Origin of the sequence: Streptomyces sp. NPDC050743 (genome assembly GCF_044456925.1) — a bacterium.
In the GTDB taxonomy this organism is placed as follows: Bacteria; Actinomycetota; Actinomycetes; order Streptomycetales; family Streptomycetaceae; genus Streptomyces.
On sequence record NZ_JBITGJ010000099.1, the window covers coordinates 1 to 25,648 of the forward strand.

21 protein-coding genes and 2 pseudogenes are annotated in these 25,648 nt (G+C 70.8%); 13 read left to right on the plus strand and 10 right to left on the minus strand.

Annotated features, from left to right (window positions below; translation table 11 throughout):
* A pseudogene (locus tag ACIBJF_RS43895) lies at positions 1-123 on the plus strand (sugar ABC transporter ATP-binding protein); the annotation flags it as partial.
* Positions 124-293: 170 nt separating this feature from the next.
* Here the strand turns inward: ACIBJF_RS43895 and ACIBJF_RS43900 are convergent.
* Entirely contained in the window at positions 294-929 is a 636-nt protein-coding gene (locus ACIBJF_RS43900) for a TetR/AcrR family transcriptional regulator (RefSeq protein WP_399182810.1), read from the minus strand.
* Between the two features lie 88 nt (positions 930-1,017).
* On the opposite strand from ACIBJF_RS43900, the gene ACIBJF_RS43905 reads away from it, so the two are divergent.
* The gene (locus ACIBJF_RS43905; RefSeq protein ID WP_399182812.1) at positions 1,018-1,680 is read left to right on the plus strand and encodes a class I SAM-dependent methyltransferase; all 663 of its coding nucleotides are present in this window, start codon (positions 1,018-1,020) and stop codon (positions 1,678-1,680) included.
* Between the two features lie 107 nt (positions 1,681-1,787).
* Here ACIBJF_RS43905 and ACIBJF_RS43910 read toward each other — a convergent pair whose 3' ends face one another.
* Entirely contained in the window at positions 1,788-4,223 is a 2,436-nt protein-coding gene (locus ACIBJF_RS43910; RefSeq protein WP_399182814.1) for a SpoIIE family protein phosphatase, read from the minus strand.
* A gap of 224 nt (positions 4,224-4,447) precedes the next feature.
* Entirely contained in the window at positions 4,448-4,663 is a 216-nt protein-coding gene (locus ACIBJF_RS43915) for a DUF4177 domain-containing protein (protein WP_055703870.1), read from the minus strand.
* Between the two features lie 152 nt (positions 4,664-4,815).
* Between ACIBJF_RS43915 and ACIBJF_RS43920 the strand changes: the two genes are divergently transcribed.
* A complete protein-coding gene (locus tag ACIBJF_RS43920) occupies positions 4,816-5,493 on the plus strand; it encodes a DUF6629 family protein (RefSeq protein ID WP_399182843.1) in 678 nt (225 codons plus the stop codon).
* 56 nt (positions 5,494-5,549) lie between these two features.
* Here the strand turns inward: ACIBJF_RS43920 and ACIBJF_RS43925 are convergent.
* Both ACIBJF_RS43925 and ACIBJF_RS43930 read right to left on the minus strand, forming a co-directional pair.
* Positions 5,550-5,738 (minus strand): annotated as a pseudogene (locus tag ACIBJF_RS43925) (polysaccharide deacetylase family protein); the annotation flags it as partial.
* Between the two features lie 40 nt (positions 5,739-5,778).
* Complete coding sequence (locus ACIBJF_RS43930; protein ID WP_399182815.1) at positions 5,779-6,801, minus strand: LacI family DNA-binding transcriptional regulator; 1,023 nt, start codon at positions 6,799-6,801, stop codon at positions 5,779-5,781.
* Between the two features lie 133 nt (positions 6,802-6,934).
* Between ACIBJF_RS43930 and ACIBJF_RS43935 the strand changes: the two genes are divergently transcribed.
* The 6 genes from ACIBJF_RS43935 to pntB all read left to right on the plus strand — a co-directional run bounded on the left by ACIBJF_RS43935 (position 6,935) and on the right by pntB (position 15,702).
* Positions 6,935-8,239 (plus strand): ABC transporter substrate-binding protein, encoded by a 1,305-nt coding sequence (locus ACIBJF_RS43935; RefSeq protein ID WP_399182817.1) that lies wholly within the window; start codon positions 6,935-6,937, stop codon positions 8,237-8,239.
* An 8-nt stretch (positions 8,240-8,247) separates the two neighbouring features.
* Positions 8,248-9,204, plus strand: a complete 957-nt coding sequence (locus tag ACIBJF_RS43940; RefSeq protein ID WP_399182819.1) for a carbohydrate ABC transporter permease — start codon at positions 8,248-8,250, stop codon at positions 9,202-9,204.
* A complete protein-coding gene (locus ACIBJF_RS43945; protein WP_399182821.1) occupies positions 9,201-10,019 on the plus strand; it encodes a carbohydrate ABC transporter permease in 819 nt (272 codons plus the stop codon). The genes ACIBJF_RS43940 and ACIBJF_RS43945 overlap by 4 nt, the downstream gene beginning before the upstream one ends.
* A complete protein-coding gene (locus ACIBJF_RS43950) occupies positions 10,016-12,421 on the plus strand; it encodes a glycoside hydrolase family 3 N-terminal domain-containing protein (protein ID WP_399182823.1) in 2,406 nt (801 codons plus the stop codon). The genes ACIBJF_RS43945 and ACIBJF_RS43950 overlap by 4 nt, the downstream gene beginning before the upstream one ends.
* Positions 12,422-12,672: 251 nt before the next feature.
* Positions 12,673-14,229 (plus strand): Re/Si-specific NAD(P)(+) transhydrogenase subunit alpha, encoded by a 1,557-nt coding sequence (locus ACIBJF_RS43955; RefSeq protein WP_399182825.1) that lies wholly within the window; start codon positions 12,673-12,675, stop codon positions 14,227-14,229.
* Positions 14,230-14,235: 6 nt separating this feature from the next.
* Positions 14,236-15,702 carry a Re/Si-specific NAD(P)(+) transhydrogenase subunit beta gene (pntB, locus tag ACIBJF_RS43960; RefSeq protein WP_399182827.1) on the plus strand — a complete coding sequence of 489 codons (1,467 nt, stop codon included), beginning with the start codon at positions 14,236-14,238 and terminating at the stop codon, positions 15,700-15,702.
* Between the two features lie 444 nt (positions 15,703-16,146).
* Here pntB and ACIBJF_RS43965 read toward each other — a convergent pair whose 3' ends face one another.
* From ACIBJF_RS43965 to ACIBJF_RS43985, 5 genes are all read right to left on the minus strand, one after another.
* Positions 16,147-16,815 carry a class I SAM-dependent methyltransferase gene (locus ACIBJF_RS43965; RefSeq protein WP_399182829.1) on the minus strand — a complete coding sequence of 223 codons (669 nt, stop codon included), beginning with the start codon at positions 16,813-16,815 and terminating at the stop codon, positions 16,147-16,149.
* Between the two features lie 188 nt (positions 16,816-17,003).
* A complete protein-coding gene (locus tag ACIBJF_RS43970; protein ID WP_399182831.1) occupies positions 17,004-18,593 on the minus strand; it encodes an MFS transporter in 1,590 nt (529 codons plus the stop codon).
* A gap of 15 nt (positions 18,594-18,608) precedes the next feature.
* The gene (locus ACIBJF_RS43975; protein WP_399182833.1) at positions 18,609-20,021 is read right to left on the minus strand and encodes an alpha/beta hydrolase; all 1,413 of its coding nucleotides are present in this window, start codon (positions 20,019-20,021) and stop codon (positions 18,609-18,611) included.
* A gap of 175 nt (positions 20,022-20,196) precedes the next feature.
* Positions 20,197-21,024 (minus strand): PaaX family transcriptional regulator C-terminal domain-containing protein, encoded by an 828-nt coding sequence (locus ACIBJF_RS43980; RefSeq protein WP_399182845.1) that lies wholly within the window; start codon positions 21,022-21,024, stop codon positions 20,197-20,199.
* Positions 21,025-21,068: 44 nt separating this feature from the next.
* On the minus strand, positions 21,069-21,494 hold the full coding sequence (locus ACIBJF_RS43985) for a MarR family winged helix-turn-helix transcriptional regulator (protein ID WP_399182846.1): 426 nt from the start codon (positions 21,492-21,494) through the stop codon (positions 21,069-21,071).
* A 228-nt stretch (positions 21,495-21,722) separates the two neighbouring features.
* Here ACIBJF_RS43985 and ACIBJF_RS43990 point away from each other — a divergent pair, with 228 nt between their 5' ends.
* From ACIBJF_RS43990 to ACIBJF_RS44005, 4 genes are read left to right on the plus strand one after another with little or no spacing between them, the layout of a single operon-like run.
* Complete coding sequence (locus ACIBJF_RS43990; RefSeq protein WP_399182835.1) at positions 21,723-22,640, plus strand: SDR family NAD(P)-dependent oxidoreductase; 918 nt, start codon at positions 21,723-21,725, stop codon at positions 22,638-22,640.
* Positions 22,640-23,527 (plus strand): amidohydrolase family protein, encoded by an 888-nt coding sequence (locus ACIBJF_RS43995; RefSeq protein WP_399182837.1) that lies wholly within the window; start codon positions 22,640-22,642, stop codon positions 23,525-23,527. Before ACIBJF_RS43990 ends, ACIBJF_RS43995 begins: the two co-directional genes overlap by 1 nt.
* A 10-nt stretch (positions 23,528-23,537) precedes the next feature.
* The gene (locus tag ACIBJF_RS44000; RefSeq protein ID WP_399182839.1) at positions 23,538-25,046 is read left to right on the plus strand and encodes a long-chain fatty acid--CoA ligase; all 1,509 of its coding nucleotides are present in this window, start codon (positions 23,538-23,540) and stop codon (positions 25,044-25,046) included.
* A gap of 15 nt (positions 25,047-25,061) precedes the next feature.
* Entirely contained in the window at positions 25,062-25,517 is a 456-nt protein-coding gene (locus ACIBJF_RS44005; RefSeq protein ID WP_399182841.1) for a MaoC family dehydratase, read from the plus strand.
* The last annotated feature ends 131 nt before the right edge of the window (positions 25,518-25,648 follow it).

Genomic DNA, 25,648 nt, shown 5'->3' on the forward strand with positions numbered 1-25,648 from the left:
GGCGCCGAACTCGCCGCCCTCAAACACGAACTGGCCCAGGTACGCGGCGTCGACACCGACGAACTCCCCGAAGAGGAAGACCTCACCGCACCCGTGGTGGCACCAGCCGACACGGCTCGCTGACGACGGTGACTACATGCGCAGGTGCGACGGCGCGGCACCTGAACAGGCGTGTGCGGGACCGGCCTTGGGCACGGTTCCCCACACGCCTGGCCGTCGTCAGCCCGGAAGCCAGAGAACCACGACGAGCGCTCGCCGGCTCGTCCTGTGCGGGGTTTCTTCCCGCGAGGCCGTCAGGACGCGGCCGGGGCTTCGGGCGGCTGCGGCAGCAGTGATTGCAGGGCCAGCCGAGTCAGTTCCGCCTCGACCGTGTCGCGGTCCGGGACGACGGCCGCGCGGAAGGAGCGGCCGGCCAGGAGCGAGACGAGCCACCAGGCGGCGGTGTGGGGCTCGATGTCGGCGCGGACGTCGCCGGCGGCCTGGCCGCGGCGGAGCAGGTCGGCGAGCGCGTCGGCGAGGTGCTGGTGGACCTGGCGGAGGGCTTCGCCGAGATCCGGGTCGTGGGCCAGGGCGGTGGCGTCGGCGAAGAGGAAGCCATGGGAGCCAGGCCGGTGGAAGCGGTCCATGTGGGCGGGGTCCAGGAAGGCCGCGAGCACCTCGGGGACGGACCGGCCCGCGTCGGCCGCCTGGTGCAGGAGCGCGGACACCGCGCCGGTGGCATGGTCGAGGACCGCCCTGTACAGCGCGGACTTGGAGCCGAAGTTCTGGAACACGACGGGCTCGGTGACGCCGACCCGCCGGGCGATGTCGGAGACCTTGCCGCGCTGGTAGCCCGCCTCGGAGAAGACCTGGGTGGCCGCGGCGAGGATCGAGGCACGGCGCTCTGTCGCGCTCAGACGGGTACGCGTGCGGGATCGGGGCTCGGTCACACGATCATCGTATGCCCCCTTGCCGTTCTTCTTAGTCGGAACTAAGTTGGGATCGAGCTTAGTCGTGACTAAGTTATGGAGGGGGGCCATGCCTCTCGGACACCTCATGCAGGGCAAGCCGCACGCGGACACGCCCGGCGTGACCATCGCAACCCCGCGGGCGTACGAAGTCTTCGGCGCCCTCTGCTTCGCCGGCCGCCGCGGCCGCGTCTTCGCGCGCCTCGCGGAGCTGAGCGGCGCCGTACCGGGCGACCGCGTCCTGGACGTGGGATGCGGCACCGGCTGCCTGACCCGGCACATGGCCGCCCGGATCGGCCCGGGCGGCGCGGTGACCGGCGTGGATCCCTCCCCGCCGGTCCTCGACTACGCCCGCGGCAGGAACCGGCGCCCGGACAGTGCCCCCTGTGACTACCGTGAGGGTGTCGCCGAGGCCCTCGGCTTTCCGGACGCCTCCTTCGACACCGTCGTCACGAGTTTGATGCTGCACCATCTGCCGGAGGAGCTGCGGCCCACGGCCCTGCGCGAGATGTACCGCGTGCTGGGGCCCGGCGGCCGGCTGCTGGTCGCGGAGTTCCGGCCGCCGAAGAGCAGGATCGGCCGGCACCTGGTGCACGGCGGGGTGGGCGATGCCATGGCGCACCACCGGGTCGATCTGCTGGACGCCCTTGTCACGGACGCCGGCTTCGAGTTGACCGGGCGCGGCGACCTGCGGCCATGGCTGTCCTACGTCCAGGCACGACGGACGCGGTAGCGACGGGGCACCGATCCGGCCTGCGGATCGCTACCGGGGCGTCGTTCTGCGGTGGAGTGGACGGCGTCTGCGTCCCGCTGAGTGTCCTTCAGGCGGACGGACCATCCTCAGCAGGACGGGTCGTCCGGCACCTGCTGCTCCGCCCAGATGGTCTTGCCCGTGGCCGTGTACCGCGTGCCCCAGCGCTGGGTGACCTGCGCGATGAGGAAGAGACCCCGCCCTCCCTCGTCGGTGGTGCGGGCACGGCGCAGATGGGGGGAGGTGTTGCTGGCGTCCGACACCTCGCAGATGAGGGTCTTCTCGTGGATCAGACGCAGGTTGATCGGCCCGTAGGCATGCGTGATGGCGTTGGTGATCAGCTCGCTCACGATCAGCTCGGTGGTGAAGGCGAGGTCCTCCAGGCCCCAATCGGCCAGGCACCGGGCGGTGTTGTCGCGCGTCTCGTGCACCGCCCGGGGATCGGCGGGCACCTCCCAGGAGGCCACCCGGTCGGGGGCGAGGGCGCGCGTGCGGGCGATGAGGAAGGCGACGTCGTCGGGCGGACGATCCGGAAGGAGAATGCGGACCATCGTGTCGCAGATCTCCTCCAGCGGCCGGTCGGGGTGGGCCAGGGCGAAGCACAGCCGCTCGAAGCCGACGTCGACGTCACGGTCGGAGGCCTCGATCAGGCCGTCGGTGTACAGGGCGACGACGCTGCCCTCCTCCAGTTCGATCTCGGCCGACTCGAAGGGCAGACCGCCCAGACCCAGCGGGGGGCCGGCGGGGATGTCGGGCAGTTCGACCGGCTCGCTGAGATGGGCGATGGCAGGGGTGGGGTGTCCGGCACGCGCCACGTTGAGTTTCCGTGAGATCGGGTCGTAGACCGCGTAGACACAGGTCGCGCCGAACACCACCGGCCCGTGCTCGGACGCTTCCGCCTCGTCGGCCAGGCGCAGCACGAGATCGTCGACATGGGCGAGGAGCTCGTCGGGGGGCAGATCCATGTCGGCCAGTGTCTGTACCGCCGCACGCAGCCGGCCCATGCTGGCCGCGGCGTGGATGCCATGGCCCACCACGTCCCCCACCACCAGGGCGATGCGGGCGCCGGAGAGCGGGATGACGTCGAACCAGTCGCCGCCCACGCCTGCCTCGGCGTCGGCCGGCAGATAGCGGTAGGCGACCTCGACTGCGCAGTGATCGGGCAGGTCCGGGGGCAGCAGACTGGTCTGCAGGGCGAGGGCCGCATTGTGCTCGCGGACGAACCGCCGGGCGTTGTCCACGCACACCGCGGCCCGCGCCACCAGCTCCTCCACGAGCAGCAGGTCGTCCTCGTCGAACGGGCTGGGGTTCTCCCAGCGCAGCAGCGTGACCACCCCCATGGTCACGCCCCGCGCACGGAGCGGCACCACCAGGTGGGTGTGCACGCCGAGACTGACGATCTTGGCCTGGCGCTGCGAGTCGTCGGCCAGCCACCACGTCGTCGGGTCCAGCACCGGATCGAGGATCGGCCGGCTCGTGGTCAGACAACGCCGTTGCGGGGACTGCGCCGGGTACCCGGCGGGCTCCCCGATGGGAATGATCGCCTCCGGCACCTCCTCGTGGATCGACAGGTGCACCGCCCGCTGGAGCGTGCCGCCGGTGAGCGGCCCCGGGTTGAGGTCCCTGGCCGCGAGGACGCCCTGGAAGAGGTCGATCGCCACGAAGTCGGCGAGCTGCGGCACGAGGACCTCGGCCAGCTCCCGCACCGTGCGGTCGAGGTCCAGGGTGGTGCCGATGCGCTGGGCCGCCTCGTTGACCAGGGCGAGCCGCTCACGTGCGCGGTCCTCGGCGGTGAAGTCGACGGCGGTGTGACACACCCCGAGCGTCTTGCCGTCGGCGTCCCGCAGCGGGAACGACGAGCGGAGCCTGAGCCGTCCGTACGAGTTCCGGCGTGACATGCCGTGCCGGGGCGCCACGTGCTCCACCGCCGGCGTGACCCGGCCCGATATCAGCGCCTGGCGCGCCTGCCAGTCCACTGCCGAGGGCACCTGTTCCAGACCGGCGGGCGCGGACGCGCGCGAGGCCGTGTGGTCGGCCGGCAGGCCCTCCATGGCGGCCAGTGCCTGGTTCATCCATTGGCAGCGCAGCTCACTGTCGAGGACGGCGATGCCGATCGGCGACTCCTCCAGGAGGCCGCGCACCACGGCCTGATCGAGTTCCCACCGGCGCGATTCGATGACCTCGCAGGCCACGGCGAGCCAGACGGAACTCTGCTCCGCATGCAGCGCACACACCCGCAGGGCCAGCTCGACCGGGTGGCCCGCCCGGTGACGCGCGGTGATCAGCCCCTCCCAGCCCTCCCCGACCTGCTGCGCCGCGGCGACCAGGGACGCCGCTGAGCGGTCGCTGGTGAGGAGGGAGGTCACGGGCCGCCCCAGCACGCTGGACGCCGGATACCCGAGGAGGTCTTCCGCCCTGCGGCTCCAGTAGCGGATCAGGCCGTGTACGTCCACGAGGGCGACGGCGGCAGATGTGATGCCGAACGGGTCGCCCCCCGGCTTGTCGGCCAGATCTCTGAGATCCATCGTGTCGGCCGCATCCGCAGAGGGGGTTGCTGACACCACGGTCTCACATGCACCCGGGTGTGTCTTCGGACGGACCGCTGTGGCATATGCACGGGCCACAGACGATCACGCAGCCGTCCCCCGGCGCGGCAGGCCCCCGGCGGGGTGCCGGTGGACCTGCCCGGACAAGGCCGGACGCGTGCCTCCGCCCCGTCCTGCGCCGTGCCGGTGCGGCTCCGCGCGCGTTACTGTCGCGGGCGCTCGAAGGTCAGCAGCAGTCCTTCCACGGCTCCGGGCCCTATGCGGCCCTTGACGTCGGCGGAGGTGATGGCCTTCAGGCCCCAGCCGTCCTCGGCGTGCTTGTTGAGGACCTTCTCCAGCTTGTCGCTGTCCAACGCGTCGCCGATCAGCGACTCCCGGAAGGTGACGACCTTGTACTCGTACGCGTAGCCACTGCTCATGCTGCGGACTCCTCCTGATGCCGGGCGGATGGTGGCGCGAAGGCCGGGGCAAGCTAATCATCATCGGGTCCCGCGACAAAGGACGTAGCGTGATCGGCGGCAGAAGCGGAGGCCCGTGACGGACCGCTCGACGGCGACCCTTTGGCGGCGTGATGTGCTGGAGTGCGACGGCGGACCTCGTGGCAGGCAGCGGCGTCGCCGCGGTGGGGGTGGCTTGTGTGGCGCTCGTGCGCAGCGGCCGGGAACTCCCGCTTGCCGCATTGCCGTTGCTGCTGGGAGCCCATCAGATCGTAGAGTCCGCGGTGTGGCACTCGGGCGGGGGAGGCGGACCCGCGACCGTCGCATGGGCCGTCATCGCCCTGCCGCTGCTGGCGGTGTGGGTCCCGGCGGCAGTGATGTGTGCGGCCCCGCCGCGTGCCCGGTTCCGGCTGCTCGTCCCGCTCGCCGCAGCAGCGGTGACCGCCGCGGTGCTCGCCCACGGCCTCGCCACCGAGCCGGTGACGGCCGAGATCCGCGGCCACACCGTCGGGTACGTCCTGCATGTCTCCCCCGTACCGCTGCTCGTCATGGGCTACCTGCTGGCCACGGTGGGCTCTCTGCTGCTGTCCGGTGACCGGCGGCTGCTCGTACTGGGCATGCTGGTCGCCGTTGGCGCGACGGTGTGCTGGGTGCTCTGGCGGCTGGAGTTCGTGTCGACCTGGTGCGCTGTCGCCGCGCTGTGCTCGGTGGTGCTGTTCGGCTGGGTGCGCGCTCGCGCGCACGACGACGTCGTCGATCCCCGCGACCGAGCCGGTGGCCGCCCGGTCCCGTACAGGACCGGGCCGGACTGACCGTAAGGGTGCTCGCTGCGAAGAACGGTCGTTCCAGCGACGGGCCTGAGGCCCTGTCATGGTGCGACGGCGCGGCCGGTCTCCGGCGAGATCCTGCCGGCACACAAGCCCTTGCTCGCCAGTGTCTGCACGATCACGTCCGTGCTCGCGCCGTGCCAGTCCTGCGAGTCGATGTCCCAGATGTTCGGTGTCAGACCGTTCTTGGCCTCGACCGCCCGCACCGTGGCGTTGGTCTCGCCGTTCGGGACGAAACAGCCGCGCGGCGAAACTTTCCAAGACCGCTGTTCACCCTTGTGCGGGCGGCGCGGTGCTCTGCCGGACCACGAGGTGCGTGGCCAGCTCGATGCGCGAGGCGGACTTCTTGGCGTCCGGGGGTTGCAGAAGCATCCGGGCCGCTTCCTCGGCCATGCGCTGGAGAGGCTGCTGAACCGTGGTCAGCGGAGGGCTCGACCACTGGGCCGGCGGCACGTCGTCGTACCCCACCACCGACAGCTGCCCGGGCACGCTGAGGCCCAGAACGCGCGCCGCCTCCAGGACTCCGAGAGCCTGCAGGTCGCTGCCGGCGAAGATCGCCGTGGGCCGGTCCCGGTGCCGCAGCAGGTCGAGTGCGTGCTCGAAGCCGCCCTGGACGTGGAAGTCACCGAAACGTATCAGCGAAGGGTCCGCTTCGAGACCGGCCATCGCCATCGCCGAGCGGTAGCCGTCCAGGCGCGCCAGCGAGCACATCAGGTCCTCGGGGCCGGTGATGATGGCCACGCGGCGGTGGCCCTGGTCGGTGAGATGGCGCGTGGCGGCCAGCCCGCCGGCCCAGTTGGCCGAGCCGACGGACGGGACATCGGGATCCGGATCACCGGCCGGGTCCACGATGACGAAGGGAATGGCCCGCGAGGCGAGTTGCCTCTTCACGTCCTCGGGCAGGGTGGAGAAGACCAGGAGCACGCCCAAGGGCCGGCGGCGCAGCACCCCCTCTATCCACTCGGGGCCGGGAGCCTGCCGGGTCCCGCTCTCCGTGAGCGCGAGGGTCGCGTTGTGCTGCTTGGCGACGTTTTCCGCGCCCCGGATGAGCTCCATGGCCCAGACGCTCTCCAGCTCGTGGAAGACGATCTCGATGAGCGGGGTCGGCGGCGGGCCCTGCGCGCGCCGGCGGTAGCTGTGGACCTCCAGGAGGTGCTCGATCTTGGCCCGGGTCGCGGGGGATACATCCGAACGACCGTTGAGCACCTTCGAAACTGTCGGAAGCGAGACGCCGGCTTCTGTGGCCACGGTCGCCAGCGTGACTCGGCGGGCCACCTGGTCTTCTTCACGCATGGCCGCAGCATAGGCCATGGCGAGCGATAACGGTTTGGCCGCGCGGATGCACGACCGTTGACCGATTCTTCCAACTGGGCCTACTGTCCGCCGCAGTACTTTCGGTAACGGTGCCGAAACTTTCGGAAGGCGGATGATCATGCGCACACGGATGTCCCGGGTGCTCGTCTGCGCCACGACGCTCGCCCTGGCGGCGAGTCTTGCGGCCTGCGGGAACGGCAGCGGGGGAGGTTCCGCGAACGACGGCAAGATCCACGTGCTGGTCTACGGGGACGCCAGCAACAAGGTCGAGAAGCAGATCGTCGACACCTTCAACAAGACCTCGGACGTCAAGGCCGTACTCGACACCATCCCCGGCGCCGACTACCAGCAGAAACTGCAGACGATCATCAGCACTCCGAAGGCGCCCGACATCTTCTTCAACTGGGGCGGCGGCAGCATCCAGCCGTTCGTCAAGGCCGGCCTGCTGATGCCGCTGGACGACTTCATCAAGAAGGACCCCGGGCTGAAGGACAAGTTCCTGCCCGCCGTCTTCAACAGCGCGGTCGTCGACGGCAAGGCCTACGGCGTTCCCATGCGCGGCACCCAGCCGGTACTGCTGTTCAACAACAAGAACGTGCTCGACAAGGCGGGCGTGCAGCCGCCCCAGACCTGGGACCAGCTCCTCGACGCGGTGACGAAGCTGAAGGCCAAGGGCGTCACGCCGATCGCCCTCGGCGGCGGCGACCAGTGGCCGACCCTGATGTGGTTCGAGTACGTCTACGACCGGGTCGCCGGGCCGGAGCTGTTCCAGAAGGCCCTCGACGGCGACAAGGACGCGTGGGCCAGCCCGGACAGCAAGAAGGCACTGGGCATGCTCAAGCAGCTGGTCGACACCGGAGCCTTCGGCAAGAACTACGACTCGGTGAAGTACACCAACGGCGCCTCGCCGGCGCTCGTCGCCTCCGGCAAGGCCGGCTTCGAGCTGATGGGGTCCTGGTACTACGCACAGCAGCAGCAGGACGCGAAGGACTTCGCCGCCAAGGGGCTGGGCTACAGCACGTTCCCGACCATCCCGGGCGGCAAGGGCGACATCTCCGACGTGGCCGGCAACACCAACAACTTCTACTCCGTGCTGAAGCGGACCAAGCACCCTGACGCCGTCGCCAAGTTCCTGAAGCTCATGTACTCCGACGAGTTCGTCAAGGCCCAGATGTCCATCGGCAACCTGCCGACGACGACCAACACCCCGAAGTTCCTGGACCAGTCGGCCAGCCCGGCGTACTCGCGCTTCCAGTACGACCTCGTCGCCAAGGCCAAGTCCTTCCAGCTGTCGTGGGACCAGGCCTACCCGCCGGCGGCCATCACGCCCATCCACCAGGCCGTCCAGCAGTTCTTCAACGGACAGATGGACGCCGACGGCTTCATCAAGGCCATGCAGGCCCTCCCTGCCAAGTGAAACCCCTCATGAGCTCACAGACCACCAGCGCTCCGCCCGCCGCCGCGGCCCCCAAGGGGGCCCGGCGCCGGCCGGAAGAGACCCGCGCCGCCCGTGGCACGCGCCCGACCTTCCTCTGGGCGCTGCCCGCGACCGTCTTCTTCGCCCTCTTCGCCCTCGTCCCGCTCGTCGTGGTGGCGGTGCTGTCCTTCATGAGCTGGAGCGGCCTGGGGTCCCCCCAGTTCGTCGGCCTGGACAACTGGCACCGCATCCTCGACGACCCGGTGATGATCAAGAGCATCTGGCTCACGCTCCTGCTCACCACCCTGGGCGTGGTCCTGCAGACACCGCTGAGCATCGTGCTCGGCGTGTGGGCCGCCGGGCACCAGCGCAACCGCGCGGTGCTGTCGGCGATCTACTTCGTCCCGCTGCTGCTCTCCTCCACCGCGGTGTCGGTGCTCTGGCGGGCGCTGCTCGACCCCAACTTCGGCATCCCCGCACGGATGACCTGGCTGTTCGGCGACGGCAACCTGTTCGGCAAGCAGGCCACCGCCATCGGCGTGCTCGCCTTCGTCAGCACCTGGCAGTTCACGCCGTTCCACACACTGATCTATCAGGGTGCCGCCCGCGCCATACCCCAGGTGCTGTACCAGGCGGCCGAGATCGACGGCGCGGGACGCTACCGCCAGTTCTTCCACATCACCCTGCCCCAGCTGCGCAACTCGATGATCACCTCGATGATCCTCATGGTCGTCGGCGGGCTCACCACGTTCGAGACGGTGCTCATCCTGACCCAGGGCGGCCCCGGCAGCGACACCACGATCAGCGCTTACTACATGTACCAAAAGGCCTTCCAAGGCTTCGACTTCGGCGCGGGCTCGGCCATCGCGCTGTGCCTGGTCATCGCGGCCACGATCATCTCGCTGATCGTCGTCCGCGTCTCCGGCTACGACAAGATGCGCAGCGACATGGAGGGTGTCTCATGAGGCGACACCCCAACTACCCGGCAGGAGCGGGCTCGATCGTCTGGCTCGTCCTGGTGGGCCTTCCGCTGTACGTGATGCTCGCGGCGACCCTGCGCACCCGGCAGGACTACGCCAAGAGCGGACCGCTGTCCTTCCCCCACGACTTCACCCTGCACAACTACACCTCGGCCTTCGACTCGGGCTTCGGCCGGTACTTCCTCAACACCATCATCGTCACCGTCTGCGTCGTCGGCGTGGTGCTCCTGCTCGTACCGCCGCTCGCCTACGCCATCGTCCGCAGCCGCAGCCGGGTCACCTCGCAGATCTTCCGGCTGTTCCTGCTGGGCCTGGCCATCCCCGCCCAGGCCGTCATCGTCCCGATGTTCTATCTGATCAGCGAAGCGGGCCTGTACGACAACCTCCTGGGCATCATCCTGCCCACCGCCGCGTTCTGCCTGCCGATGTCGGCCCTGATCCTCAGCGGCGCCATGCGCGACATCTCACCGGAGCTGTTCGAGGCCATGACGGTGGACGGGGCGACCCCGCGGCGGATGTTCTTCCAGCTCGTCGTCCCGCTCTCGCGCGGCGGCCTGTCCACCATCGTGGTGTTCTCCGCGCTCCAGGCCTGGAACGGCTTCCTGTTCCCGCTCGTCCTGACCCAGTCCGACTCGACCAAGGTGATCACCCTGGGTCTGTACAACTTCCAGACCGAACACGGCATCGACATCCCCGGCTTGCTGGGCGCCGTGATGCTGTCGATGGTGCCCGTCCTGCTCGTCTACCTGTTCGCCCGCAGGGCCCTCGTCCAGGGTCTGATGGGCGTGGGAGGAAAGTGACCGCCAACGTGGCCGTAGAGACCACCCCCGAAGCCCCTCTCTGGAACGACCCCACCCAGGACATCGCCGTCCGTGTGTCCGCGCTGATCGACGCGATGAGCCTGGACGAGAAGATCGGCCAACTGTACGGCGTGTGGGTCGGCGCCTCCGCCGAGGGCGGCGAAGTCGCCCCCCACCAGCACGACATGGAGGAGGCCGTCGACCTCGAGGCCCTCCTGCCCACCGGTCTGGGACAGCTCACCCGCCCCTTCGGCACCGCGCCCGTCGACCCCGCGCTCGGCGCCCTGTCGCTGTCGCGCACCCAGAAGCGGATCGCTGCGGCGAACCGTTTCGGCATCCCCGCCCTGGCACACGAGGAGTGCCTGGCCGGCTTCGCCACCTGGGGCGCCACCGCCTACCCCGTGCCCCTGTCCTGGGGCGCCACCTTCGACCCGGACCTGGTTCGCCGGATGGCCGCCGCCATCGGCCGCGACATGCGGTCCGTCGGCGTCCACCAGGGCCTCGCGCCCGTCCTCGACGTGGTCCGCGACGCACGCTGGGGGCGCGTCGAGGAGACCATCGGAGAGGACCCCTACCTGGTCGGCAGCATCGGCACCGCCTACGTCCAGGGCCTGCAGTCCACCGGCGTCCTCGCCACCCTCAAGCACTTCGCCGGCTACTCGGCCTCCCGTGCCGGCCGCAACCTCGCACCCGTCGGCATGGGCCCGCGCGAGCGGGCGGACATCATCCTGCCGCCCTTCGAGATGGCGGTGCGCGAGGGGGGAGCGGGCTCCGTCATGCACGCCTACACCGACACCGACGGAATGCCCTCCGTCGCCGACGAAGACCTTCTCACCGGACTGCTGCGCGAGACCTGGGGCTTCGACGGCACGGTCGTCGCCGACTACTTCGGCATCGCCTTCCTCAAGACCCTGCACGGTCTCGCCGCCGACTGGGCCGAGGCCGCGGGCAAGGCCCTGCGAGCCGGCGTCGACGTGGAACTTCCCACCGTGAAGACGTTCGGCGCGCCCCTCGCGGAGGCCGTCGCGGAGGGCCGGGTGCCCGAGTCGCTCATCGACCGCGCGCTGCGCAGGGTGCTCACCCAGAAGGCCCGGCTAGGACTGCTCGACGCCGACTGGGACCCGGTCCCGGCCGCGCTCGCCGGAGCGGACCCGGACGACCCGGAGCCCCTGCGCGGCACCATCGACCTGGACTCGCCGGCCAACCGGGAACTGGCCCGGACCATCGCCGAGGAAGCGGTCGTGCTGCTGGCCAACAACGGCACCCTGCCGCTGGACCGGCCGCGCCGCATCGCCCTGATCGGCCCCAACGCGACCGAGGGCACGGCGGTGCTGGGCTGCTACTCCTTCCCCCAGCACGTCGGCGTGCACCACCCGGAGACGCCGGCCGGCATCGACCTGCCGACGCTGGACGACGCCCTCCGGCACGAGTTCCCCGACGCCGAGTTCACCGTCGTACGCGGCACCGGTGTCGACGACGGCGACGTGACCGGCATCGACGAGGCCGTCCGCGCCGCGCGCGAGGCCGACGTCGTCGTCGCCGCCCTCGGAGATCGCGCGGGTCTGTTCGGCCGCGGAACCAGCGGCGAAGGCTGCGACAGCGAGTCGCTGACCCTGCCGGGAGCCCAGCAGCACCTGCTGGACGCCCTGCTCGACAGCGGCAGCCCGGTCGTCGCGGTCCTGCTCGCCGGACGGCCGTACGCCCTCGGCCGCGCGGTGGACGAGGCGGCCGCGATCGTGCAGTCCTTCTTCCCCGGCGCCGAAGGGACCACCGCGATCGCCGGCGTGCTGAGCGGCCGCACCAACCCCTCCGGGCGCCTGCCCGTCAGCGTGCCGCGTGGCTCCGGCGCTCAGCCCGCCACCTACCTCGGCGCCCGGCTCGCCCAGGTCAGCGACGTCTCCAGCATCGACCCGACGGCGGCCTTCGCCTTCGGGCACGGCATGTCCTACACGTCCTTCCACTGGGACGACCTGTCGGTCGATCAGGCGGAGGCGGACACCGCAGGAGAGTTCTCCCTGGCCTTCACCGTGCGCAACACAGGGGAGCGGCACGGCACCGAGGTCGTCCAGCTCTACCTGCACGACCCCGTCGCCTCCGTCGTCCAGCCCGTGCAGCGCCTCGTCGGTTACACCCGGGTCCCGCTCGCCCCGGGCGAGGAGCGGCGCCTGCGGGTGACCGTGCCGGCCGACCTCGCCTCCTTCACCGGCCGCGACGGACGACGGGTGGTCGAACCGGGTGAACTGCACCTGCGTCTGTCAGCATCCAGCGCCGACGTCCGCCTGACGGCGAGAGTCGCCCTGACCGGCCCGGAACGCCACGTGGACCACACCCGGCGGTTCCACGCGCGCTTCGAACAGGGGACAGGGCACGGGCCCGGAACGGAGACCCGAACCGCCGGCTGACACACACCGTGCCGCGGCCTGCCCCCGGGAGGGGAGCGGGCCGCGGCACCGTCCCGTTTCGGGGCGCGGTGTTCGGACCCGAACGGCGGGACAGCGACCGCCGAGTGAAACACACCACGGCCATGCCCCGTAGGCAGGGGCGGCTTCGACGGGTAGGTTCCCACGGCCGACGTCCTCCGGGATGAGCCCTGTGGACGTCCTCTGATCGCGGATGGTCCGTCAACCCCGCCTTCCGGGAGAGAACACGAGAAATGTCTGCACAACAACCTGCGCACCCCACCCCTCAGCGCGTCGGCGTGGTGGCCGAGTCTGTCTCCGGTGAGACACGCGTCGCGGCCACGCCGGCGACCGTGCGTCAGCTGCTCGGCCTCGGTTACGAAGTCGTGGTGGAGTCCGAGGCCGGCGCGGCGTCCGGCTTCAACGACCAGGCCTATCTCGACAGCGGCGCCGAGATCGGCGAGGCCTGGGACGCGGATGTCGTCCTGAAAGTGAACTCCCCCTCCGACGCGGAGATCACCCGGCTGCGGCAGGACGCGACCCTGGTCGCCCTGCTGGCGCCCGCACAAAGGCCCGAGCTGCTTCGGACGCTCGCCGGTGCCGGGGTGACCGCTCTGGCGCTGGACGCGGTGCCGCGCATCTCGCGCGCGCAGTCGATGGACGTGCTGTCGTCGATGGCGAACATCGCCGGGTACCGGGCGGTGATCGAGGCCGCGCACGTCTTCGGCCGGTTCTTCACCGGCCAGGTCACCGCGGCGGGCAAGGTGCCGCCAGCGAAGGTGCTCGTCGCCGGCGCGGGTGTGGCCGGTCTGGCGGCGATCGGCGCGGCCTGCAGCCTCGGCGCCATCGTGCGGGCCACCGACCCGCGGCCCGAGGTCGCGGACCAGGTGAAGTCGCTGGGCGGCGAGTACCTGCCGGTGAACGTCGTCCAGGAGGCAAGCACCGACGGCTATGCGAAGGCGACTTCGGCCGATTACGACCGTGCCGCCGCCGAGCTCTACCACGAGCAGGCAGCGGACGTGGACGTCGTGATCACCACCGCGCTGATCCCGGGCCGGCCGGCGCCGCGTCTGCTGTCCGCCGAGGACGTGGCCGTCATGAAGCCGGGCAGCGTCATCGTCGACATGGCCGCCGCCCAGGGGGGCAACGTCGAGGGCACCGTGCCGGGGCGTGCGGTGGTCACCGACAACGGGGTGACCATCGTCGGCTACACCGACCTCGCCTCCCGGCTGCCCGCCCAGGCCTCGCAGCTGTTCGGCACCAACGTGGTGAACCTGCTGCGGCTGCTCACCCCCGGCAAGGACGGGCGGCTCGCGATCGACTTCGACGACGTCGTGCAGCGCGCCGTGACAGTGGTGCGGGACGGCGAGGTCACCTGGCCGCCTCCGCCCGTGGCGGTATCGGCCGCGCCCGCCGCGCAAGCGGCGGCAGCACCGGTCAAGACCGAGCCAGAGCAGCCGAAGCTCTCGCCCGCGGGCCGCTTCGGCCTGATCGGGCTCGGCATGCTCGCGATGTTCCTGCTGGTCGCGTTCGCTCCGGCGCAACTCGCGGAGAACTTCACGGTGTTCGCGCTGGCGGTGGTGATCGGCTACTACGTCATCGGCAAGGTGCACCACGCGCTGCACACCCCGCTGATGTCGGTGACCAACGCGATCTCCGGAATCGTCGTGATCGGCGCCCTGCTGCAGATCGGGCACGAGGGCCGGATCGTCACCGCGCTGTCCTTCGTGGCGATCCTGCTGACGAGTGTCAACATCTTCGGAGGTTTCGCCGTCACCCGCCGCATGCTGTCCATGTTCTCGAAAGGCTGAGCCCAGATGACCTCCCTGACGGCCTCCCACGCTGCCGACCTGGTCGCCGCCCTGTTGTTCATCCTCAGCCTGGCCGGCCTGTCCCAGCACCGCACCGCCCGCGCCGGCGTCGTCTACGGCATCGCAGGCATGGCCCTCGCCCTGGTCGCCACCATCGTGGTGGCGGCGCAGAGCATCACCGCAGGCGCGGTCGCGCTGATCGTGCTCGCGATGGCGCTCGGCGCGGCCATGGGCCTGTGGCGGGCCCGCCGGGTCGAGATGACACAGATGCCCGAACTCATCGCCGTGCTGCACAGCTTCGTCGGACTCGCCGCGGTGCTGGTGGGGTGGAACAGCTACCTGGAGGTGGAGGTGCACGGCACGGCGCAGACCCGGATCGGCGCCGACCTGCTGGGCATCCACCACGCCGAGGTGTTCATCGGCATCTTCATCGGAGCGGTCACCTTCACCGGCTCGATCGTCGCGTTCCTGAAGCTCTCGGCGCGCATCAAGTCCCGGCCGCTGATGCTGCCGGGCAAGAACGCGCTCAACGTGGGCGCGCTCGGCGCTTTCGTCGTGCTGACCGTCTGGTTCACGATGAGCCCGAACCTGCCGCTGATGATCGCGGTCACCGCGCTGGCGCTGGCCCTCGGCTGGCACCTGGTCGCCTCGATCGGCGGCGGCGACATGCCCGTCGTCGTCTCCATGCTGAACAGCTACTCGGGCTGGGCTGCGGCCGCGGCCGGCTTCCTGCTCGACAACAACCTGCTCATCGTCACGGGCGCGCTCGTGGGCTCCTCCGGCGCCTACCTGTCCTACATCATGTGCAAGGCGATGAACCGGTCCTTCCTCTCCGTCATCGCGGGCGGTTTCGGCATCGAAGCCCCCTCGGTCGGGGGCGAGGAGCAGGGCGAGCACCGCGAGGTGCGGGCCGCGGAGGCGGCCGAGATGCTCGCGCAGGCCCGCTCGGTGATCATCACCCCCGGTTACGGCATGGCCGTCGCCCAGGCCCAGCACCCCGTCGCCGAGCTGACGCGCCGGCTGCGCGACCGGGGCGTCGAGGTCCGCTTCGGCGTCCACCCCGTCGCCGGGCGCCTGCCCGGACACATGAACGTGCTGCTGGCCGAGGCGAAGGTGCCGTACGACATCGTCCTGGAGATGGACGAGATCAACGACGACTTCGCCGACACCTCCGTCGTGCTGGTCATCGGCGCCAACGACACCGTCAACCCGGCAGCGACCGAGGACCCGAGCAGTCCGATCGCCGGCATGCCGGTGCTGCGCGTCTGGGAGGCGGAGCGGGTCATCGTCTTCAAACGCTCCATGGCCTCCGGATACGCGGGCGTGCAGAACCCGCTCTTCTTCCGCGAGAACAGCAGCATGCTCTTCGGCGACGCCAGGCAGAGCGTCGAGGAGATCCTGGACGTGCTCGGCCTCGACGGCGGTCCTGGAGCGGCCCCGGCCGCGCGTCAGGCGACGGTGGCCGGCCGGTGAGCCGGTCCCACGAGACCTGAGTCCCTGGCGGCTCCGGGTCCGGCGTGCGGAGGCAGGGTGCGGGCAGCCGGTGGATCTCGCCCGTGCGCAGGGCGATCGTGGCCGTGGCCGGATCGGGCCGCGGTCGCTGCGGGCGAGCGGTGCGTTGACGACGTGCGCCCTGACGCCGCAGGCGGCGGCCGACAAGGTGCCGGACCCCTTCCGCCGCCCGGCGGAAGGGGTCCGGGCGCCGTTGAGAGTCGTGTAGGGCCAGTCGGGGACGAACTGATCCGCGCGGTTGGACAGCCTGTCGCGCCAAGACGGCTCTGCGCCGTCGGCCCGTCCCCGGGGCTTGCGGTGGGCGAGCAGCAGCCACTGCCCGCCCACCGCGGTGCGTCGATTGCCCGGCGGAGCGCTGCTTGGCCCTCGCGGAAGACCCTGTGCCGCTTCGATTCCCCTTGACCGTCAGCCGGGGCGCTTGGCCATGACGACCAGGCCGGGCCCGCTGTACTCCTCCGGGGGCAGCCGCAGTTCGGCGACCGGGTTCAGGCCGACCTGCTCGATCAGGCCGACGAGTTGTTCCGGCCGCCACTTGTGTGTCGTCCAACGGACGGGCACGCCTCCGTAGGCCTCGGTGCGCACCGCGTCCTCGTCGCCGACGTGGGTTGCGGTGATGAAGTGCCCGCCCGGCTTCAACGCGCGCGCGAACAGGGCGAGTACCTGGGGAAGGACGTCCCGGGGGAGGTTGAACAGTGACCACCACCCGAGCACGCCGCCCAGAGAGGCCTCATCGAGGTCGAGCTCGGTGGCGGAAGCGACAGCGAAGCGGCACTCCGGATGAAGTCGGCGTGCGTTCTCGATCATGCGAGGAGAGAGATCAACCCCGGATACATCGAGTCCGCGTTCGGCGAGGTAGGCGGTCACCGTTCCGGGCCCGCAGCCGACGTCGAGGACAGGCCCGAGCCCGCGCACGGTGTCGGCGAAGGCGTCGATCGACGCCTTGAGCCATGGATGCTTACGGATGTCGCCGACTCCCGTCGTCACGACCATGTGGGCGTAGTTGTCGGCCACCCGGTCGTAGGACTCACGTACGACGTCGAGATCGGCCGGGCGGTCAATAGGGTGTGCGCGCATCAGCCAACGATAGGAGCCTACTGGGGGCTTGGGGCTGATAAAGCGATTAACACCAGCCGTTCCGGCTCGCGCTCGCCTTCGGGTTCTGCGCACGCGGCACCGCAGCAGCTGTGCCGTCGGTGCAGCGCCCCTGATGCCATGGGCGGGCCCCGGGGCGCCGAGCAGCCCCGGGGCCCGCCGAGTGGGCGTCACCCCGTGATCAGGGCGGTCCGTTCCGTGCCGTTCTCCGCCGGCGACGCGCTCTCCTCCGCCGTACGCCCGCGCAGTGCCGTCACCACCAGCAGGGCCGAGAACAGGGCGGCCGAGCCGCACACCACGAATCCGATGCCGTAGCCGTGGCCGAGGGCGTCCAGGGCGTAGGTGCGGGCGGCGCCCGGTGGGGAGGTGGCCGGGACGGAGTTGAGGGCGAGGGGGCCGCCCTCCCGCAGCACCGCGTGCGCCGCGGCCTTTGACTCGGCGTTCAGGGACGACGAGGTGGCCAGCGAGGAGGTCACCCGGGACGCCGCCTGGCTCAGCGCGACCGCGCCGATGACCGCGGGGCCGAGGGTGAAGCCGAAGTCGCGCAGCAGGTTGGTCGCCGCGCTCGCCATGCCGGCCAGCGGCAGGGGCACCGTGTTGACGGCGGTCGCGGTGATGGACGACACCGTGAAGGCGAAGCCGATGCCCACCAGCCCGAGCGGCAGGATGAGCGAGGCCAGGTTCCGGTTGCCGACGTCGAGCCCGGCGGCCAGGAAGTCGCCCGCGGCGATCAGCGTCAGCCCGGTGGTGAGCAGCGCCCGGGCGGGCAGCCGGTGCAGCAGCCGGGAGGTCAGCGGCGTGAGGACCGGGGTGATGCCGTTGAGCAGCAGGAACGCGAAGGCGGTGCGCATCGGGCTCTGGTGCTGGATGGGGCCGAGCCGGATGCTCGCCGCGTATGCCGTGCCGAGGAAGCTGAACATGCCCACGACGGCGACGACCGACGCGATCGCGAAGGAACGGTTGCGGAACAGGTCCAGGCGCAGGAGAGGGGAGCGGGCCCGGCTCTCGGCGGCCACGAACAAGCCGACGAACACCGCGGCGATGACGAATGCCACGACCACGGGAGTCGATCCCCAGCCGTCGGTCGGCCCCTGGATGACGGCGTACAGCAGGGCGAACAGACCGACACCGATGGTGATCTGGCCGCCGACGTCGAGTGAACGGCCTTCCGAGGAATTGGAGTTGGTGGCCAGCCACAGACTCACCAGGGCGCTCATTGCGGCCAGTACGGCGACCACCACGAACGCCGAGCGCCACGAACCGTAGGTGCCGGTGATCCCGCCGAGCAGTGGGGCGAGGAAGCCGCCCGCGGACAGGCTGGAGGCCCATACGGCGATGGCGCGGGCGCGCTGCGGGCCGGTGTGTGTGCCGGCCGCGATCATGGCGAGCGAGGTGGGGAAGAGCGCGGCGGCGCCGAGACCGGCCAGCGCCTGCCCCAGCCACAGCTGATGGATGCCTGCGGCGCTCGCGGCGACGACCTCGCCCGCGCACAGCAGCGCGGCGCCGCCGACGAGGAGCTGTTTGCGGCCGAAGAGGTCGCCGAGGACGCCGAAGGAGAGTTCGAGCACGGCGACGGGCAGCAGGAAGGCGTCGGAGATCCAGGTGAGTTGGGAGCCGACGGGGTGGAGGTGTTCCTGGAACAGGCCGTTGAGGGTGGCCGGTATGGCGAGTCCGATCTGCGCGAGGCAGACGGCGAGACAGCCGGCGACGAGGGTGCCGAGGGGGAGGGATGTGCGTGGGGCGGCGGATGTGTCGGACATGGGCGGGTCCCGATCTCAGTGGTGGGTGGGGTGCGCCGGGCGGTCCCGGCCGACGGTCAGGTGTGCCGGGCGGTAGGGGATGTACGCCGCCCCGTCCAGACCGAGCGCGGTGGCGGACCGCTGGAGCGCGGCCGGGGCCGCGGCGTCGTCCCAGTGGTCGGACGAGACGCGGTGTTCGAGCGCGTGCAGGGCGGCCACGGTCTCGGCGGTGGTGAACGTGCAGTGGCCCTGCCGCTCGACGTAGGCCTGCCGCAGCAGCGCCCCGTCCCCGGCCGTCTGCACCCGGTCGCCGAACTGCCGTTCCTGTTCGACCGGGACCAGGTTGTCGGCGATCGTGTGCACGTCCAGCAGCGGTACGCCGAGGCCCTGCCCGGCGGAGGAGGTGCGCTGCGCGGTGCGGACCGCGGCGGGGTCGGCGGTGATCGCGGCGTCCCGGGTCAGGGATGTCAGGTCGGCGCCCAGGTCGAGTCCGGCCTCCCGGTACAGGGCGCGGACCTGCGGTGCGTGGACGGAGCCGGCGAGCAGCCGGGCGTAATCGACGCCCGCGTTCCAGGAGTTGTCGCCGCCGGCGGACTGCTCGACGGCGTACCGGCCGCCCTCGACGAACGACAGGATGCCCTGTGCGAACCACGTGTACTGCTGTTCCTCCTGGCCCGCCCAGTTTGTCGGTGCCGGCCGGTCCTGTCCGGGCGCCCAGGCGGGCAGGTTGAGGAAGGCCGCGGCCAGTGCGATCCGGGCGCGGCCCTGCGGGGTGGTCTGTGCGGCGGTGACGGCGTCGGTCAGCTTCTTGGCGGTGGCGGCCGCCGCGTCGGCGGAGCCGAGGCGGACCAGGTCGACGTCCTGCCCGGGCAGGAGCAGCCGGGCGATGGTGTACTCGGCGTCGAGCTGGTAGTTGTCCAGGTCGGTGCCGCCCGCGACCAGGCCGCACAGCCCGAGTGCGCCGTCTACGCGGCCGGCGCCGTCGCGGGCGATCTGCGCGTTGACGAGCCCGCCCATGGACTGGCCGACGGCGAGGGTGCGGCGCGGGGTGCCGATCGTGCCGGTGACGGCGTCGAGCGTGGCGAACTGGTCGCGTTCGGCGCTGTTCAGGGCCCACATCGAACCATGGGGGTCGTACGACGACCCGGCCATCGCATAGCCCTCGGCGAGCAATTCGGTGCGTACGGCGTCGGAGGGCGCGTCCTTGGCGACGGTGGGGCCGAAACCGTGGCTGAACAGCAGCAGGGTGCCGTTCCAGTGGGCGGGGACGTCCGCGATCCAGGTCGCGCCGTCGGGAAGGGTGCCGGTGAGGTGGCCGGTGGTCGGCGTGTCCGCCTGGGCGGCCGGCGCGGGGACGGCCGTGAGGGTCGCGGTCGCCAGCGTGGCCAGGGCGGCCAGGGCGATGCGCAGACGGGTACGGGGAGTTCGGGGGCGGGTGCTGGCAGGCATGGAGGAGGCTCCTTGTGGGCGGCTGCGGAGCGAAGACCCGGGGAGATCGGCAGATGCTCAGTGCACTGAACGAAGGTGTGGAGGAATGTAGGGCTGATTTCTTGCGGCGGTCAAGAGAATGCACAACATCGCTGAGGGCGAAGGCCGCGCGGAGGTGTGGCGGGCACGTACGGTGCTAGACCGCCGGAATCGTCTCGATCAGCCGGCGCGCCGCGTCCCGGGCGGGCGCTTCCAGCAGGGAGTGGGCCGCGCGGAACGTCTTCTCAGCCGCGGCCGCCGGCCAGTCCGCCGGCAGATGGCGTACGGGCAACCGGGGGTCGCCGCGAATCACTTGGAGCCACTCGGCGGTCAGCCGGAGGCGCAGCGCGAGGGCGTCCTCGGCGGCCAGGTCCGCGCCACCGGACGCGTACGGCCGCCAGGACGTCACGAACTCCCGGTAGTGAGCGGCCAGTTCATCCAGGTCCCAGGTGTCGTCGATCATCTCGGCGATGTCCATGCCGGCGTCCGCGTGCGCCCGGAAGACCTTCACATGCGCTTCCAGGCCCAACTCGGCGACGATCCCGGAGACGTCGACCTCGCCGGGCGCGATCCACAGCCCGCTGAACAGCGCACCGAAGCCGGCCCAGGCCAACTGGGAGCGCAGGTCGTGCCGTTGGCGCTGCCATGATTCCGGCAGCGAGAAGCCGAGCAGGGTCCAGGTACCGTCCCAGTCCTGGTTGACCGCGCCCGTCTTCCAGATGCGCCGCTCGCCGTCACGGAGGATCGCCTCCGAGCGGTCGGTGAGGCCGACATAGGTCCGCCGGCCCTCGCGCCGGCGGCTGAGCAGACCGCGGCCGACCATGCGGGTGAGGGTGGACCGGGTGGCCTGCTCTCCGACGCCGGCGCGCCGGAACACCTCGATGACGCTCCCCGTGTACACGCACACCCCGCGGCCCAGCACCTCGTCGCCGAGGAAGCTGAGCAGGAGGGACTGCGGGCGGGGGACAGGACCGGTCACGCGGATACCTTACGAGGCCTCGTCCCTGCATACACGCGACGACCGAAGGGTCAGGCGAGCCCGTTGTCGACGACGCGCAGCAGGAGGGCGTGCAGCGTCTCCCGTTCGGCGGGGTCGAGCGGGGTGAGCAGTTCGTCGGTCACGCGTTGACCTGCCTGGTCCGTGTCGCGGAGGAAGGCCCGGCCGTCCTCGGTGAGGACGACGATGCGGCTGCGACGGTCCTCCGGGGCGGGGCGGCGCTCGGCGAAGCCCAGTTTCTCCAGGTCGTCCACCAGACCGACGATCGCGCTCGGGTCGTAGCCGAGCCGGGCGCTGAGCTCGCGCTGCAGCGCGCCCTCGGTGGTGGCGAGGAAGCGCAGCACGGCGTAGTGCCGCAGCCGCAGCCCCGACTCCTGCAGGGACGCGTTGAACAACTGACCCGAGCGCAGGCCCAGCCGATACAGCAGATAGCCCGTGTCCGCGTGCAGTGCCCGCATCCACGGCTCGTCGGCGTCGATGGGGGACGGGTCCTCGATGTGCTGACGGGCGATGGCGGGCTCCCTGGTCTCGGTCCCCGGGGCGCCGGTCTCGGCATCGCCGGGGATGGCTTCTCGCGTGCGGAGTCCAGCATGACGCACCAGAAGGTCGGCAACAACTATTGACGACAACAATTATTGCTCTTAGCTTCGATCTCCCCACGACCACCCCATGCGAAGGGATCGCTCGTGCCCACCATCGATCTGACCGGCCAGGCCGCCGTCGTCACCGGAAGCGGCCGGGGCCTCGGCCTCGCCTACGCGCACGCCCTCGCCGCCCACGGCGCGTCCGTGGTCGTCAACGACATCGACGAAGCCGTGGCCGAGCAGGCCGTCAAGTCCATCACCGAGGCCGGCGGCACCGCCGTCGCCGAGGTGGTCCCGGTCGGCACCTCCGAGGCCGCCGACCGGCTGGTGAACCGCGCCGTCGAGGAGTTCGGCCGGCTCGACATCCTGGTCACCAACGCGGGCATCCTGCGCGACAAGGTGCTGTGGAAGATGACCGACGACGACTTCGACGCGGTGATCACCACCCATCTCAGGGGAACCTTCACCTGCGCCCGCGCCGCCGCCGTCCGCATGCGCGAGCAGGGCGACGGCGGCACGCTCGTCCTCGTCGGCTCCCCGGCCGGGCAGCGCGGCAACTTCGGCCAGACCAACTACGCCGCCGCCAAGGCCGGGATCGCCGCGATGGCCCGCACCTGGTCCATGGAACTGGCCCGCGCCGACATCACCGTCAACGCGATCGTGCCGGTCGCGGCGACCGCGATGACCGAGACCATCCCCGCCTTCGCCCCGTACGTCGAGGCGATGAGGAACGGTGCACCGCTGCCGGCGTTCCTGCGCAAGGGGGAGGGCTTCGGCACCCCCGAGGACTGCGCGGCCCTCGTCCCCTTCCTGGCCTCCGGGGCCGCCCGCGGCATCACCGGTCAGTGCATCGGCATCGGCGGCGACAAGGTGGCACTGTGGTCACATCCGCAGGAGATCCGGACCGCCTACGCCGACGGCGGCTGGACCCCCGACTCCCTGGCCGACGCCTGGCCCACCTCGGTCGGCGCCGAGCCGCAGACCGTGGGCATCCCCGCCCCGAAGCTCCCGGAGGCGTGATGACATCCGCACGCAGACCGGACGAACTGGTCGCGATCGACGTCCACACCCACGCGGAGGTGTCCTCCAAGGGCCACTCCTCCCTGGACAACGACCTGCACGACGCCTCCTCCGCCTACTTCAAGGTCGAGGGCAATCGGAAGCCCACCTTGGAGGAGATCGCCGCGTACTACCGTGAGCGGCGGATGGCCGCCGTCGTCTTCACGGTGGACGCCGAGTCCGCGACCGGTACCGAGCCCGTCCCCAACGAGGAGGTCGCCGAGGCCGCGGCCGCCCACCCCGACGTGCTGATCCCGTTCGCCTCCATCGACCCCTTCCGCGGGAAGGCGGGCGTGCGGCAGGCCCGACGGCTCGTCGAGGAGTACGGGGTACGGGGCTTCAAGTTCCACCCCAGCATCCAGGGCTTCTTCCCCAACGACCGCTCCGTGGCGTACGGCCTGTACGAGGTGATCGAGGAGACCGGCACCATCGCGCTCTTCCACACCGGCCAGACCGGCATCGGCGCCGGCGTTCCCGGCGGGGGCGGCATCCGTCTGAAGTACTCCAACCCGCTGCACGTGGACGACGTGGCCGCCGACTTCCCCCACCTGAAGATCATCCTGGCGCATCCGTCGTTCCCCTGGCAGGACGAGGCCCTGGCGGTGGCGACCCACAAGCCCGGTGTGCACATCGACCTCTCCGGCTGGTCGCCGAAGTACTTCCCGCCGCAGCTGGTGCAGTACGCCAACACGCTGCTGAAGGACAAGGTGCTGTTCGGCTCCGACTTCCCGGTGCTCACCCCGGACCGGTGGCTGGCCGACTTCGCGAAGCTGTCCATCAAGGACGAGGTCAGGCCGAAGATCCTCAAGGAGAACGCGGCCCGGTTGCTCGGACTGACGAAACCGTAAGGGGTGTCAGATGCGCAACGAGGGACTGGGGTCGTGGCCCGCACGCCGGGCCCGCAAGACCCCGCACCGCACGGCCCTGATCCACGACGGGCGGCCGACCGACTACCGCACCCTGTACACACGGGTCACCCGCCTCGCCCACGCCCTGCGCGCCCGGGGCGTCCGGCGCGGCGACCGCATCGCCCACCTCGGCCCCAACCACCCGGCCTACCTGGAGACACTGTTCGCCGCCGGCACCCTCGGCGCGGTCTTCGTCCCCCTCAACACCCGCCTCGCCGGCCCCGAGATCGCCTACCAACTCGCCGACTCCGGCGCCAAGGTGCTCGTCCACGGCCCCGCACACGCCGGACTCGTCGCGGGACTCCCGGGTGAGACGGACGTACGGACCCGCATCGAGATCGGTGACGCGTACGAACAGGCCCTGGCAGCCGCGTCGGACGAGCCGATCGACGAACCGGTCACGCCCGACGACACCTGCATCATCATGTACACCTCGGGGACGACCGGCCGCCCCAAGGGCGCGATGCTCACCCACGGCAACCTCATCTGGAACGCCGTCAACGTCCTGGTCGACCACGACCTGATCGCCGACGAACGCGCCCTGGTCTCCGCACCGCTGTTCCACACCGCGGGCCTCAACATGCTGACCCTGCCGGTGCTGCTCAAGGGCGGCACCTGCGTCCTGGTCGAGGCCTTCGACCCGGAGACCACCCTCGACCTGATCGAACGGCACCGGATCACCTTCATGTTCGGGGTGCCGGCGATGTTCGACCAGGTCGCCAGGCACCCCCGCTGGGCGGACGCCGACCTGTCGTCCCTGCGCATCCTGACCTGCGGCGGATCACCGGTGCCGACCCCGCTCATCGCCGCCTACCAGCAGCGCGGCCTCACCTTCCTCCAAGGCTACGGCATGACCGAGGCCGCGCCCGGCACGCTCTTCCTCGACGCGGAGCACGCGGTCGAGAAGGCGGGCTCGGCGGGCGTACCGCACTTCTTCAGCGACGTACGGGTCGTACGGCCCGACCTCACCCCGGTCGACGTCGGCGAGACCGGCGAGGTCGTGGTGCGCGGACCGCATGTCATGGCCGGCTACTGGGGACTGCCGGAAGAGACCGAGGCCGCCTTCGCGGACGGCTGGTTCCGCAGCGGGGACGCGGCCCGGGTCGACGAAGACGGTTACGTGCACATCGTCGACCGGATCAAGGACATGATCATCTCCGGCGGGGAGAACGTCTACCCCGCCGAGATCGAGGACCTCCTCCTCGCCCACCCCGGTATCGCCGAGTGCGCGGTGATCGGTGTCCCCGACGACAAGTGGGGCGAGGTGCCCCGCGCGGTCGTCGTCCCCGCCCCGGGAGCCGACCTCGACCCGGACGAGGTGCTGGCCTCGCTGACCGGGCGGCTCGCCAAGTACAAGATCCCCAAGTCGGTGGTCGTCACGGACGAACTCCCGCGCACCGCCTCCGGAAAACTCCTCAAGTCCCGGGTACGCCACCGCTACGGCACCCCGACACCCTGAACCGAAGGGCACCTTATGAGCATCACCGTCAATGGCCTGGACGAACTGAAGAAGCTCGCCGGCAGCGACCTCGGCGCCGGCGAGTGGATCGAGGTCACGCAGGAGCGCATCGACACCTTCGCCGACGCCACCGGCGACCACCAGTGGATCCACACCGACCCGGAGCGGGCGGCCCAGGGCCCCTTCGGCGCGCCGATCGCGCACGGCTACCTCACCCTGTCCCTCTTCATACCCCTCTTCACCGAACTGCTGGACGTGCGGGGCGTGACCACCAAGGTCAACTACGGCCTGAACAAGGTGCGTTTCCCCGCGCCGGTGAAGGCCGGCTCCCGCATCCGGCTCGCCGCCCGCCTCAGCTCGGTCGAAGAGGTGCCCGGCGGCTTGCAGATCACCGTCGACGGCACGATCGAGGTGGAGGACGGCACCAAGCCCGCCGCGGTTCTCCAGAGCCTGTCCCGGTTCTACGCCTGACCTGCGCCGGAGGTCCATGGACGGAGAGTGCACCGTCGCCTAAGAGCCATCACGTAATGCGGGCAGGAAACTGCTGCCCCGCGCGGGGTGCTTCGTTTACCGGATGTCGAGCTTAAGGTTGTGGAGTGCGG